10 protein-coding genes are annotated in these 12,211 nt (G+C 69.1%); 4 read left to right on the top strand and 6 right to left on the bottom strand.

All coding sequences use genetic code 11. The features are described from left to right. Window positions 1–15 precede the first annotated feature (15 nt). Entirely contained in the window at window positions 16–1,353 is a 1,338-nt protein-coding gene (gene hisD / locus NM2_RS14805) for a histidinol dehydrogenase (protein ID WP_067668848.1), read from the bottom strand. Between the two features lie 193 nt (window positions 1,354–1,546). Here hisD and NM2_RS14800 point away from each other — a divergent pair, with 193 nt between their 5' ends. Then, the gene (locus NM2_RS14800) at window positions 1,547–1,948 is read left to right on the top strand and encodes a PPOX class F420-dependent oxidoreductase (protein ID WP_067668846.1); all 402 of its coding nucleotides are present in this window, start codon (window positions 1,547–1,549) and stop codon (window positions 1,946–1,948) included. A gap of 428 nt (window positions 1,949–2,376) precedes the next feature. On the opposite strand, the gene NM2_RS14795 is transcribed toward NM2_RS14800, so the two are convergent. Further along, window positions 2,377–2,964 (bottom strand): maleylpyruvate isomerase family mycothiol-dependent enzyme, encoded by a 588-nt coding sequence (locus tag NM2_RS14795; protein ID WP_067668844.1) that lies wholly within the window; start codon window positions 2,962–2,964, stop codon window positions 2,377–2,379. 104 nt (window positions 2,965–3,068) lie between these two features. Further along, window positions 3,069–4,628: a serine/threonine-protein kinase gene (locus NM2_RS14790; protein ID WP_067668842.1), complete on the bottom strand. Its 1,560-nt coding sequence runs from the start codon at window positions 4,626–4,628 to the stop codon at window positions 3,069–3,071. Between the two features lie 321 nt (window positions 4,629–4,949). Between NM2_RS14790 and NM2_RS14785 the strand changes: the two genes are divergently transcribed. Beyond that, window positions 4,950–6,122 carry a winged helix DNA-binding domain-containing protein gene (locus tag NM2_RS14785; protein WP_067668840.1) on the top strand — a complete coding sequence of 391 codons (1,173 nt, stop codon included), beginning with the start codon at window positions 4,950–4,952 and terminating at the stop codon, window positions 6,120–6,122. Between the two features lie 425 nt (window positions 6,123–6,547). On the opposite strand, the gene nadC is transcribed toward NM2_RS14785, so the two are convergent. Genes nadC through nadA form a run of 3 tightly spaced genes read right to left on the bottom strand, consistent with a single transcriptional unit; the run spans window position 6,548 to window position 10,176 of the window. Next, window positions 6,548–7,408 carry a carboxylating nicotinate-nucleotide diphosphorylase gene (gene nadC / locus NM2_RS14780; RefSeq protein ID WP_067668838.1) on the bottom strand — a complete coding sequence of 287 codons (861 nt, stop codon included), beginning with the start codon at window positions 7,406–7,408 and terminating at the stop codon, window positions 6,548–6,550. Window positions 7,409–7,454: 46 nt separating this feature from the next. Then, complete coding sequence (locus NM2_RS14775; RefSeq protein ID WP_067668836.1) at window positions 7,455–9,119, bottom strand: L-aspartate oxidase; 1,665 nt, start codon at window positions 9,117–9,119, stop codon at window positions 7,455–7,457. A gap of 31 nt (window positions 9,120–9,150) precedes the next feature. After that, a complete protein-coding gene (gene nadA / locus NM2_RS14770) occupies window positions 9,151–10,176 on the bottom strand; it encodes a quinolinate synthase NadA (protein ID WP_067668833.1) in 1,026 nt (341 codons plus the stop codon). 78 nt (window positions 10,177–10,254) lie between these two features. Between nadA and NM2_RS14765 the strand changes: the two genes are divergently transcribed. Both NM2_RS14765 and NM2_RS14760 read left to right on the top strand, forming a co-directional pair. Then, entirely contained in the window at window positions 10,255–11,013 is a 759-nt protein-coding gene (locus tag NM2_RS14765) for an NUDIX hydrolase (protein WP_067668832.1), read from the top strand. 529 nt (window positions 11,014–11,542) lie between these two features. After that, the gene (locus NM2_RS14760; RefSeq protein ID WP_067668830.1) at window positions 11,543–12,202 is read left to right on the top strand and encodes a DedA family protein; all 660 of its coding nucleotides are present in this window, start codon (window positions 11,543–11,545) and stop codon (window positions 12,200–12,202) included. Window positions 12,203–12,211 lie beyond the last annotated feature (9 nt).

Genomic DNA, 12,211 nt, shown 5'->3' with positions numbered 1-12,211 from the left:
TCGGGTCGGCCGCGCTCACCGCAGAGCCTCGAATCTCGCCTGAACCGCTTGGCCGTGCGCGGGCAGGTCTTCTGCCTTCGACAGCGCGACAACGTGTCCCGCGACATCTTTCAGCGCGGCCTCGGAGTACTCCACGACGTGGATGCCGCGCAGGAAGGTCTGCACGCTCAGCCCGGAGGAGTGCCGGGCGCAGCCGGCCGTCGGCAGGACGTGATTGGATCCGGCGCAGTAGTCGCCCAGACTCACCGGCGACCACGCGCCGACGAAAATCGCTCCGGCACTGCGTACTCGGGCCGCCACCGCGGACGCGTCGGCGGTCTGGATCTCGAGGTGTTCGGCGGCGTAGGCGTCCACCACGCGCAGGCCCTGATCGATGTCGTCGACCAGGACGATGCCGGACTGCTTGCCGGACAACGCCTCTGCCACCCGGTCGTGGTGTTTGACGACCTCGAGCTGCGCGTTCACCGCGGCCTGCACCGCATCGGCCAGCGCGGCGCTGTCGGTGACCAGCACGCTGGCGGCGAGCACGTCGTGTTCGGCCTGGCTGATCAGATCGGCGGCCACGTGTACCGGATCGGCGGTGGCGTCGGCCAGGATCGCGATCTCGGTGGGACCGGCCTCGGCGTCGATGCCGACCAGGCCGCGGCACAGGCGTTTGGCGGCGGTGACGTAGATATTGCCGGGGCCGGTGATCATGTCGACCGGTTCCAGCGCGGATCCGGTGGTGTCGGTGCCGCCGTAGGACAGCAGAGCCACCGCCTGGGCACCGCCCACGGCCCAGACCTCCTGCACGCCCAGCAGTTTCGCCGCGGCCAGGATGGTCGGATGCGGCAGCCCGCCGAACTGGGCCTGCGGCGGGGAGGACACGACGAGCGAGCCGACCCCGGCGGCCTGAGCGGGCACCACGTTCATCACGACGCTGGACGGGTAGACCGCATTGCCGCCGGGCACGTACAGCCCGACGCGTTCCACCGGAACCCAGCGCTCGGTGACCGTACCTCCGGGCACCACCTCGGTCGTGGTGTCGGTGCGGCGCTGATCGGCGTGCACCTTGCGGGTCCGCTCGATGGCGACCTCCAGCGCGGTGCGCACGGCCGGATCCAGTTCGGCCAGCGCGCGGTCCAGCTCCTGGCCGGGCACCCGGATCGAGGCGGGCGTCACGCCGTCGAACTTCTGGCTGAACTCCTGTGCCGCCTCGACACCCCGATCGCGGATCGCCTCCACGACCGGCCGCACATGATGCAACACCGAGTCGACGTCGACTCCCCCGCGCGGCAGCGCGGTGCGCAGCTCGGCAGCGGTGGGAGTACGACCGCGCAGATCGACGCGGGCGAGCTCGATGCGGGATGTCATAGCGGTGTGGAATCCTTGTCTGTGCTGGTCATCACACCCGAGGCAGGATAGCCCCGGACCACATACCAGACTATCGGGTCCGCGCCACGGGTTATCCGCCGCCCGACCGGCCGCTCACCCTTCGGGCATAGTCGGGCGTCCGTTGCGGTTCGATCCGGACGTACACCGAACACCGATGAAGAAATGAGCGACGATGGTCGAAATCCCCGCCAAAGCCCGTGACCTGCTGGAGCGGCCGATCTTCGCGAGCCTGGGCACCACCCGGCCCGACGGAGCGCCGCAGGTCAATCCGATGTGGTTCGACTGGGACGGCGAACTCATCTGGTTCACGCACACCAACGCCCGGCAGAAGTTCCGGAATCTCGCCGCCGAGCCGCGGGTATCCATCTCGATCTTCGATCCGGACAAGCCGTACCGCTACATCGAGATCCGCGGGGTGGTCGACCACATCGATCCCGATCCGGCGGGCTCGCTCTACAGCAGCCTGTCCCAGCGCTACGGCGGCGGGCCGATCGTGCCGCCCGATGCGAAGGATCGCGTCAAGCTGGCGATCCGGCCGACACATGTGTCGGGATACGCCGTCACCCGGGACTGAGCGTTCACCGATGCCGGAGGCCGCCGCGCTACGCGGCGGCCTTCGCTGTCCGCCATCGCCATCGCCATCGCCATCGCCATCGCCATCGCCATCGCCATCGCCAGGATGAGTTGTGTTCGGCTGCAACTACTCTCGATGAAATACGCGGCCTTGTCCGGTAGCGCCGATATACCCGGGCGAGACGGCCGATGACGATCACAGTGCAGATCTGTCGGCGGACACGAGGCCACGGTCACCACGCGGACATATTGCGCCGCAACCGAAGACGACATCACGGCACTCGGGGAGAACAGCTGCTCTCCGTGCGCCACTGGACCGTTGGCGAACAGCAACACTCAGCGGCCGAGAACCGGTCGCCGGGACAGCTGCCGCGCGACACTCACCGGGCCAGGATGTCGTCGGGCGCAGACCTCGATGGGCCGCGCGGTTCACCCGTGACGCAGGCGCAGGATCGGCACTCCGTCACCGGTCAGGTCGTCCAGGGCGACGGTTCGGCCGACCATCGCCAGGGCCAGCGCCTCGGCGGGACCGCTGACCTCCGGGCCGACGCCGCGGGACCACTCCACATCGGTCGCGACGAATCGGAGGCCGGCGGTGTATCGGCCGGGGTGCGCGAACGGGTCCGGATGGGCCAGCACCGCCCGCAGGCGTTCGGGGGGCACGGCGCGTTCGTACCCGAGGGGACGGCGGATGTCCTGCTGGTGGACGAACATATCGGCCAGGCCGACCTTGGGGACCAGCCGGGTGATGTGTTCACCGGTGTGCTCGAGTTTGTCCAGCAACTCCTCGGTGGACAGCGCTTTCGTGCGGTCGACCAGCGTGTTGTTCACCCGATCCGGGGAGAACCGGCAGCGCACGCCCGCCATCGCGTACTCCGGCAGCGGAATCGCGTCGTACAGCAGATGCCCCACCACATCGCGCACCCGCCACCCCGCACACAGCGACGGTGACTCCCACTCCTGGTCGCTCAGGGTATGCAGAAGCGCAACCAGCTCGGCGCGCTCCTCTCTGAGCATCTGCCGTATATCCACAGTGGAAGGCTAACCGGGACAACGAGTACGGCAAACCCGAGGGTGCGCGATTGCGCCATCGGGCGTCTTCGGGACAGACCCGATACCGCTCAGGACTTCGTGTTGCTGTCGATGAGCAGTTTGCCGCTACTGCCGACGACCACGCGCAACGACACCGACCGGGAATGGCCCGCATTGGTCACATTGCCGACCGACATGTCGACCGATCCGTCCGCGTTGGTGCCAGAACCGTTGGCCCCCTTGACCGAACTCCATTTGGTCACCGGGTTCTCGGTCCAGTAGTTCTCGAAGGCCGACTCGCTGCCGTAGACCTGCTGAGCGGCGGGGGTCAACATCTTCCACGCATCGCTGAGGTTGCCGCTGTCGCCGACCAGGTCGTTGTAGAAATCGGCGACCATACTCGCCGCGGACCCCACATCGGCCTTACCCGCACTCTTGGTCTGCCCGAGAGTCGAGGCCGAGGCCTCGGTCGTCTGCGCGGCAGCACTCGTCGAGGTCGAATTCGCCTGCGCGGACGAGGATTGCGGAGGCGAGCCGCCGAACAACAGGTACAGCGCGACGCCGACGATCACCAGGCCCCCGACGAAACCGCCGACGAACAGCAGCGTCCGGCGGTTGCCCGGCTCCTCCGGCGGGGGCGCCTGGATGGGATGGGATCGGGTGGGGTGCCCGTTGGGCCGGACCGGGCGCACGGGCGGCAGGCTCGGCTCCGACGGGGCCTCCTGCGCCATCATCTCCGCGGTGGAGATCTCGGCCTGTTCGGCACGGCGATCCAGAGTGCGGGTGGCCGCGCGGCGCGGCGCGGGACGATGCGTGGCCAGCATGCGGGTCGGCACGGCGTCATCGGCCATGTCGGCGAAATCGGCCAGCTGGTCGCGGACCTCGACCATGCTCGGCCGGTCCTCGGGCTCGAAGCTGAGCAGATCCAGCAGCAGGTCGGTCAGCTGTCCGGCATTGCGGGGCTGGCTGAGCTGGCCGTTGGCCGCCGCGTACAGCAGGGCGAGCGGATTGGGGTTGCTGCCGTAGGGCGGCTCACCCTCGAGTGCGTGGAAAAGCGTTGCGCCCAAGGCGAAGACGTCGGCGGCGGGCGTCGGGTCGGTGCCGCGGGCCACCTCGGGGGCGAGGTAGGCGGCGGTGCCGGAGATCAGACCGGTCGCGGTCAGCGCGACATCGCCTTTGGCCTTGGAGATGCCGAAGTCGGTGATCTTGACGGTGCCGTTCTCACCGAGCAGCACATTGCCGGGCTTGACGTCGCGGTGCACGATCCCGGCGCGATGCGCGGCCACCAGCGCCGAAGCCACCTGCTCGCCGATCCGCGCGACCTGGTCCAGAGGCAGTGTGCCCTGCGAGGACAGCACCATCGCCAGACTCTGCGACTGCAGATACTCCATCACCAGGCAGGGATCGCCCTCGTGGTCGGTGATGTCGAAGACCACGATGGCGTTGGGGTGCTGGAACCGGGCCGCATTACGTGCCTCGCGCGAGGCACGCGCACGCACGATCTCCTTCTCACCCGGAGGCAGACTGGGCTGGGTGAGGATCTGCTTGATCGCCACCGACCGTTCGAGCCGCTCGTCGACGGCGCGCCAGACGACGCCTGTGCCGCCGCTACCAATCCGCTCGACCAGGCGGTAATGCCCTGCGATCACTTGGCCGGTTTCGATGGCACTACTCCGAATTCTCCGCGATCCATGACTTACCTTGCGCAGTCACCCGCGCGTGTTCCCGCACGAGTGTAGCGGGCCGCGCGGACGCCGCCGACGCCGGAGCGTGATCCGGCGGAAATATGTGGAACCACTGTGCGATGCGCACGAGATCACCGCGCGACCGAAACGAGATCATCGGCGGCTCAGCTCACCTCGCGCTGATCGTCGTGCCGCATACGACCACGATCATCCCGGCTCGCGGCGGTGCTCGCGCCGAGCGCCCGTGTCATGGATTTCACAGATCCGCACCGCTAGTATTCGCCCATGCGTTCGATCGATGCCGCGCAGCGGCGGGCACGCCTGGCCGTGCGGCACCGGCTCGCCGCCGCGACCAGGGTGGACGACGCCGCGGCGATCACCCGTTCACTGGTAGTACTGCACGCCACCGATCCCGCGACGGTCTTCCTGTCCGTGGCCGCGCGCAGTCGCGAGCTCGAACCCGACCGGATAGAGAAGGCCCTCTACACCGACCGGACCCTGCTGCGGATGCTGGCGATGCGCCGGACCATGTTCGTCGCCCCGCTCGACCTGGTGCCCGCGCTCCAGGCTTCGTGCGCCGACGCGCAGGCGGTCAAACAGCGCCGCACCTACGCGCGCCATCTCGAACAGGTCGTCGACGGGGATATCGGCAGCTGGCTCGCGGAGGTGGAAGAGCAAACTCACCGCGAACTGCTGGCCCGAGGCAGCGCAACCGGCGCACAGCTCGGCGCGGCGGTGCCGCGGCTGCGCACGCAGGTCGACACCGCGCCCGGCAAGCCGTACTCCAAGCCCACCGCCATCACCAGCTGGGTCCTGCTCATCCTGGGATGTGAAGGCCGGATCGTGCGGGGACGCCCCAACGGCAGCTGGGCCAGCACCCAGTACGTCTGGGAGCCGATCGAATCCTGGTTGCCCGCAGGGGTTCCCGCGCTGCCGGCCGAGACCGCCCGTGCCGAACTCGTGCGACGCTGGCTGCACGCATTCGGCCCGGCGCCGGTCGCGGATCTGAAATGGTGGACCGGCTGGACCCTCGGCGAGGTCCGAAAGACCTTGGCGCAGCTCGATATCGCCGAGGTCGATCTGGACGGCGGCACCGGCGTACTGCTCGCCGAGGATCTCGACCCGGTCCCCGAACCCGAGCCCAGCCCGGCCCTGCTGCCCGCGCTCGACCCGACGCCGATGGGCTGGCAGGACCGCGAATGGTTCCTCGGTCCGCACCGCACCGCACTGTTCGACGGCAACGGCAATGTCGGGCCCACGGTTTGGTGGGGCGGGCGCATCGTGGGCGGCTGGGCCCAGCGCACCGACGGCGAGATCGTCTGGCGCGCACTGGAGGACATCGGCCGCGAGGCCACCGAGAGCATCGCCGCGGAGGCTGCCCGGATCGAGGCGTGGTACGGCGACGTCCGCGCGATCCCCCGTTTCCGGACGCCTCTCGAACGCGAACTCACCGGATAGTCCGGAGATTTCAGCTGACGATGTGGTCGGCGAACCAGCGCATCGCCGTTCGTGCCGCGGCCGCGTCGACGCGGTCCGGGAACAGAACATATCGAGGTTCAGTCCGTCGACCAGGGTGAGCACGCGGACGACGTGAGCCGCTACGGACGGTTCGGTCTGGCCGGGCGTCGTCGTGCACGGCGTCAACAACGCCCTGGCCATATCGCTCCCGTTGCTCGCCGCATTGGCAACCGATTGAGCGTCACCGCCGCTCGCCTGTGCCCGGGTAGCGGCGGCAACGACCGCGGGCTGGACGTCATCTCCGCGTCCAGTCTCGGCTCACGCTGCCGAAGCGAGGGCGTCAGCGTCCACGACCACTCACTGTTGTTCGACCGTCTGCGTTCGCCGCAACGGTGGAAAGCTCGAATCCCTCGCACGGGACCCGGTTACATATCCAGGCCGAGGTCCAGGACCCGGACAGAGTGGGTGAGCGCGCCGACGGCGAGGTAGTCCACGCCGGTGGCGGCGTATTCGGCGGCCATGTCGAGCGAGAGTCCGCCCGAAGACTCGAGTTTCGTGCGCGGGGCGCGAGTGTTGCGGCGCTGCACGGCGGCCTGGGTGGCCCACAGGGGGAAGTTGTCCAGCAGAACCAGTTCCACGTCGTGTTCGAGTACGGCGTCGAGTTGTTCGAGGGTGTCCACCTCGACCTCGCAGGTGATGTCGGGGGCCAGCGCGCGAACCGCGCGCAGGGCCGCGACCACCGATCCGGCGGCCACCACGTGGTTGTCCTTGATCAGCGCGGCGTCACCCAGGCCCATCCGGTGGTTGACCCCGCCACCGGCACGCACCGCGTACTTCTGCAGAGAACGCATGCCCGGCAGGGTCTTGCGGCTGTCGCGGATACGGCATTCGGTGCCCGCGACCGCATCCACCCAGGCGGCCGTCGCGGTGGCGATGCCGGACAGGTGGGTCACCAGATTGAGCATCGTGCGCTCGGCGGTGAGCAGGCCGCGGGTCGGGGCGAGCACGCTCAGCACGGTGTCACCGGAGGCGACCCGGGTGCCGTCCGGCACCCGTTCGGTGACCTCGTAGTTCCGCGCGCCGATCACCTCGTCCAGCACCAGCAGCCCGACGTCGATTCCGGCGACGGTGCCCGGCTGGCGCGAGGCCATCGCCGCCTTCACCACGGCCTGCTCGGGAACCGTTGCGGCCGTGGTGATATCGGGCCCGTACCGCAGATCCTCATCCAGCGCGGTACGGATCAGGGTGCGGATCTCCTCGCGATCCAGTCCGGGATCCAAGCTCATCGGCGTACTCCTGCATTCGTCTCGTTCGGTCGATCCGGCCCCGGTCTCACGACGCCCTCGGCACCGGCGCACCCCACTCGGTGTCCTGCTCGGCCACGGCGGTGACCAGTTGCGGCCGCCCGTCCGGGCCCAGCCGCACCGGAACACTCCGGCGCAGGTCGTCGCGGGTTTCGGGGTGATCGGATCGGGTGTGGCAGCCGCGGCTCTCGGTGCGAGCGCCCGCGGCCAGCAGCATCACGCGGGCGGTGAGCGTCAACGCCGCGTCCTCGATATCGGCGATCACCCCGCTGACGTCGTGCGCCCGCTCCGGATCATCCGGAGCCTCGGGAGGATTCGCGGACACCGCGCGGGTCCCGCCGTTGCGATCGTTCAGCAGGCGCAGCAGCCGCAGCACCGCCCCGCGCAGGCCGTCACCGTCGCGCACCACACCGGCGTTCTCGGTCATCAACTCCTGCAACAACTTCCGGTCCGCGCGCGGGAACTCCCAGTCGCCGATCTCGCCGACGCGTCCGGGTTCACCGAGCCGCTCCGACGCCGCGGCGCCGGCCCGCTCACCCACGACCAGGCCCTCGAGCAGGCTGTTGGAGGCCAGCCGATTCGCTCCGTGCAGACCGGTGCGCGCCACCTCGCCCGCGGCGTACAGGCCGGGAACTGTTGTGCGGCCGTGGGTGTCGGTGGCTATCCCACCGCACTGGTAGTGCGCGGCCGGCGCGACCGGGATCAGATCCGCGCGCGGATCGATTCCGGCCGCCAGGCACGAGGCCGTGATGGTCGGAAACCGTTGCGGGAAGCCCTCGATCGCGCGGGCGTCGAGGAAGACGTGATCGGTTCCCAGCGCGCGCAGCCGGGCCGCGATCGCCCGCGAGACCACATCGCGGGGTGCCAGATCACCGCGCGGATGCACTCCGTCGGTCACCGAATCACCCTGGGAATCCACGATTTTCGCGCCCTCGCCGCGCACGGCCTCGCTGATCAGCGGCCGCCGCCCCAGACCACCCGGCGTGAACAGCACGGTCGGATGGAACTGGACGAATTCCAGGTCCGCGACGGTCGCACCGGCCCGCAGGGCCAGCGCGATCCCGTCCGCGGTGGCCCCGGGCGGGTTGGTGCTGCACGCGTACAACTGCCCCAGACCACCGGTGGCCAGCAGTACCGCGGGTGCGTGCACGACGCCGAAGCCCTTGTCCGACACCGCGACAACGCCCTGAACTCCGCGCGGTCCGGTGACGATCCGCACCGCGGCGGCGCCGAACAGCACCGGCAGGCCGGCCGCGTTCAGCGCCCGCTGCACCTCCGCACCGGTGGCATCACCACCGGCGTGAATGATGCGCCGGGTGCTGTGCCCGCCCTCCCGGGTGCGCGAAACCTCGCCGTCCCGGCCCAGATCGAAGACCGCACCCAGATCGGTCAGCGCCGCGACCGCGCCGCGACCGCCCTCGACGATCGACCGCACCGCCTCGGGTTCGCACAGTCCGACACCGGCCACGACCGTGTCCTCGACGTGGGACTCCACCGAATCCCCGTGCGGCGCGACGACGGCGATGCCACCCTGCGCGTACTGGGTGGAGGTGTCCGCCGGCCCGCCCTTGCTCAGGGTGAGCACCCGCAGTCCGCGCAGTGAGGCGGTGCGCGCCGCGGTCAGACCCGCGACGCCGCCACCGATCACCACCAGATCCGCCTCGTTCTCCCACCGGATCACCGGGGCGCTCATCGCGGTTCACCACATCCGGGGTCGGGGATGCTCACTCCCCACCGCCGGAATTACCGATCGCGATCATGCGCAGCACCGAATCACGTCCCGCCGCAGCGGTTTCCGGGTCGACGTGCACCTCGTCACGATTCTCGGTCAGGCAGCGCAGCAGCGCGGCCGGGGTGATCATCTTCATGTACTTGCAGGAGGCCCGATCGTTCACGGCCTGGAAGTCGATGCCGGGCGCGGCCTTGCGCAGCTGGTGCAGCATGCCGATCTCGGTGGCGACCAGAACCTGGTGCGAGGTCGCGGCCTTCGCGGCGTCGATCATGCCGCCGGTGGACAGGATGTGCACCCGCTCGGCCGGGAAGGCGCCCTCGCCCGCGAGGTACAACGCCGATGTGGCACAACCGCATTCGGGGTGCACGAACAGTTCGGCGTCGGGGTGGGTGCGGGCCTGTTCGGTCAGCTCGTCACCGTTGATGCCCGCGTGCACGTGGCATTCGCCCGCCCAGATGTGCATGTTCTCCCGGCCGGTCACCCGCTTGACGTGCGCGCCGAGGAACTGGTCGGGCAGGAACAGCACCTCACGGTCGGGATCGATGGAGGCGACCACGTCCACGGCGTTGGAGGAGGTGCAGCAGATGTCGGTGAGCGCCTTCACCGCGGCGGTGGTGTTGACGTACGAAACCACCAGCGCCCCAGGGTGTTCGGCCTTCCACTCGCGTAGCTCGTCGGCCGAGATCGAATCGGCCAGCGAGCAGCCCGCGCGCTGGTCCGGGATCAGCACGGTCTTGTCCGGGCTCAGGATCTTGGCGGTCTCGGCCATGAAGTGCACCCCGCAGAACACGATCGTGTCCTCGGGGGCCTCGGCGGCGATGCGGGACAGTGCCAGCGAGTCACCGACGTGGTCGGCGACGTCCTGGATCTCGGGCAGCTGGTAGTTGTGCGCCAGGATCGTCGCATTGCGCTCGCGCGCGAGTCGCTTGATCTCCGCCGCCCACTCCGGGGTCGCCTCGACACCCGTGAACCCCGACGGACCGTCGGTGACGCGCCCGGTCAACGTCATAGTCGCCATGGCATGGCTCCTTCTCTTCTGCGACCGGCGTCTCCGCCGATTTCGCACACAACCGGTTTTCGACTTATAATCGAAAACGTGCCCCATAGTAGCACCATTCACGAATCGCTCACCGCCGTGTTCCAAGTTCGTCGCTTCCGCGACACCGTCACCGCAGGTCAACACAGCAACGAGCCGGTCGACCCCAACGCGGCCCGATCGGCATCCGGCTGGCACACCGAGCTCGGGGTGCTGCTGTGGCAACGCGCGATGGAGCCGCAGACCGGCACCTGGTCGCTACCCGGCGGGCGGCTGCGCGACGACGAGGATCTGGACTTCTCGGCCCGCCGCCAGCTCGCGGAGAAGGTCGACGTGCGCGAGGTGTCCCACCTCGAGCAGGTCTGGGTGTTCAGCGATCCGGGCCGGGTGCCGCCGCCGCGACGCATCGCCTCGGCCTATCTGGGACTGGTCCCGCTCACGGCCGACCCGCAGCTGCCGGACGATACCCGCTGGTATCCGGTCTCCGCCCTGCCGGAGATGTCCTTCGACCACGGCACCGTCGCCCGGCACGCCCGCACCCGCCTGGCCGCGAAGCTGTCCTACACCAATATCGCCTTCGCCCTTGCCCCGTCGCGGTTCACCATGTCAACTCTGCGCGAAATCTATTGTGCGGCATTGGGATACGATGTCGACACGACGAATCTGCAACGAGTCCTGACCCGCCGCAAGGTGATCACGCCCACCGGCGCCACCTCCACCCCCGGCAAATCCGGCGGCCGCCCCGCCGCCCTCTACCGCTTCTCCGATGACGGCCTGCGCGTCACCGACGAGTTCGCCGCCCTCCGCCCACCCACCTGAGCAAACCCCATCGGAACACGTCGGCAAACATCGGGCGACAACACAGCTATCGGTTACGCATCCGCACCCGGACACTGCTCGCCGGCCGCCTTCCGGTCCCTCGGAGGCTGAATCCGAACGGCCGACCGCCGCGGATCGCCCGCACCCGCGAGTGAACGTCCGGTCATGCCGGTTCCGACATCGATCGCACCCGCACCCCGCCCGCCTCCCCCTACGTCCCACCATGCAACCGAACACCGGTGCCGATACGGAGTGAGTCCGCTGCCTCGGGATCGGTCCCGGACGGGCACATGCCCGAAAGCCGGTTTGCGTTCACTCGCGCCGAACACATCCTCGCGCCGCCGTACTGCGATATGTGTCCGGCCGGATACCGGTGCCGATACGGCGTGAAGCTGCCGCCTCGAACTCGGTCCCGGGACCGCGAACCGGCACCCGCTCGCCGGTGATGACGCTCATACCGTGCGCATCCTGCGCGCCGCAAAGATGCGGGACACGCTGCGCACACGCCCGGCCGGGTACCGTTGCCGTCATGAACTCGCTGATGCAGCGGATCCTCGAGATCGCACCGGTTTGGGTCTATCTGACCGTGGGACTACTGGTGTTCGCCGAGGACGCGATCTTCGTCGGATTCGTCATCCCGGGCGAGACGGCGGCGGTGATCGGCGGGGTCGCGGCCAGTCAGGGGCATGTGCAGCTGTGGGCGATGATCCTGCTGGTGGTGCTGGCCGCCATCGTCGGCGACAGCGTGGGATACGAGGTCGGCAAGCATTTCGGCACCCGGCTGCTGGGGATGTCCATGCTCGATCGCTATCGGGGACGGCTCGATCGCGCCCAGGACTTCCTGTCCCGGCGCGGCGGCTGGGCGGTGTTCCTGGGCCGGTTCACGGCGTTCTTCCGCGCGGTGATGCCCGCGCTGGTCGGCACCTCCCGCATGCCCTACGGCCGATTCCTGGCCTACAACGCCAGCGGCGGCATCGTCTGGGGCACGACCTTCGTCGTGCTCGGATATCTCGCCGGGCAGTCCTACGAGAAGCTCGCCTCCACCGTGGGCCGCGGCATGACCATCGCGGTGGTGGTCATCGTGGTCATCGGCTTGATCGTGTGGAAGGTGCGCGAACGCCGCCACGCCAAGACGATCGAGGCCGAGTACGAGGCCGGCCACGAGGAGACCGCGCCCGAGGCGCACTGAGCGCATCCT

The sequence above is a fragment of the Nocardia miyunensis NBRC 108239 genome, from assembly GCF_001613065.1.
In the GTDB taxonomy this organism is placed as follows: Bacteria; Actinomycetota; Actinomycetes; order Mycobacteriales; family Mycobacteriaceae; genus Nocardia; species Nocardia miyunensis.
Note: the sequence above shows the minus strand (reverse complement) of the source record. Positions and strands in the feature narration are given on the sequence as shown.

Excerpts from the sequence above, each read along its gene's own strand:
- hisD (WP_067668848.1), bottom strand. The coding sequence starts at position 1,353 with ATGACATCCCGCATCGAGCTCGCCCGCGTCGATCTGCGCGGTCGTACT.
- NM2_RS14800 (WP_067668846.1), top strand. The coding sequence starts at position 1,547 with ATGGTCGAAATCCCCGCCAAAGCCCGTGACCTGCTGGAGCGGCCGATC.
- NM2_RS14795 (WP_067668844.1), bottom strand. The coding sequence starts at position 2,964 with ATGCTCAGAGAGGAGCGCGCCGAGCTGGTTGCGCTTCTGCATACCCTG.
- NM2_RS14785 (WP_067668840.1), top strand. The coding sequence starts at position 4,950 with ATGCGTTCGATCGATGCCGCGCAGCGGCGGGCACGCCTGGCCGTGCGG.
- nadC (WP_067668838.1), bottom strand. The coding sequence starts at position 7,408 with ATGAGCTTGGATCCCGGACTGGATCGCGAGGAGATCCGCACCCTGATC.
- NM2_RS14775 (WP_067668836.1), bottom strand. The coding sequence starts at position 9,119 with ATGAGCGCCCCGGTGATCCGGTGGGAGAACGAGGCGGATCTGGTGGTG.
- nadA (WP_067668833.1), bottom strand. The coding sequence starts at position 10,176 with ATGGCGACTATGACGTTGACCGGGCGCGTCACCGACGGTCCGTCGGGG.
- NM2_RS14760 (WP_067668830.1), top strand. The coding sequence starts at position 11,543 with ATGAACTCGCTGATGCAGCGGATCCTCGAGATCGCACCGGTTTGGGTC.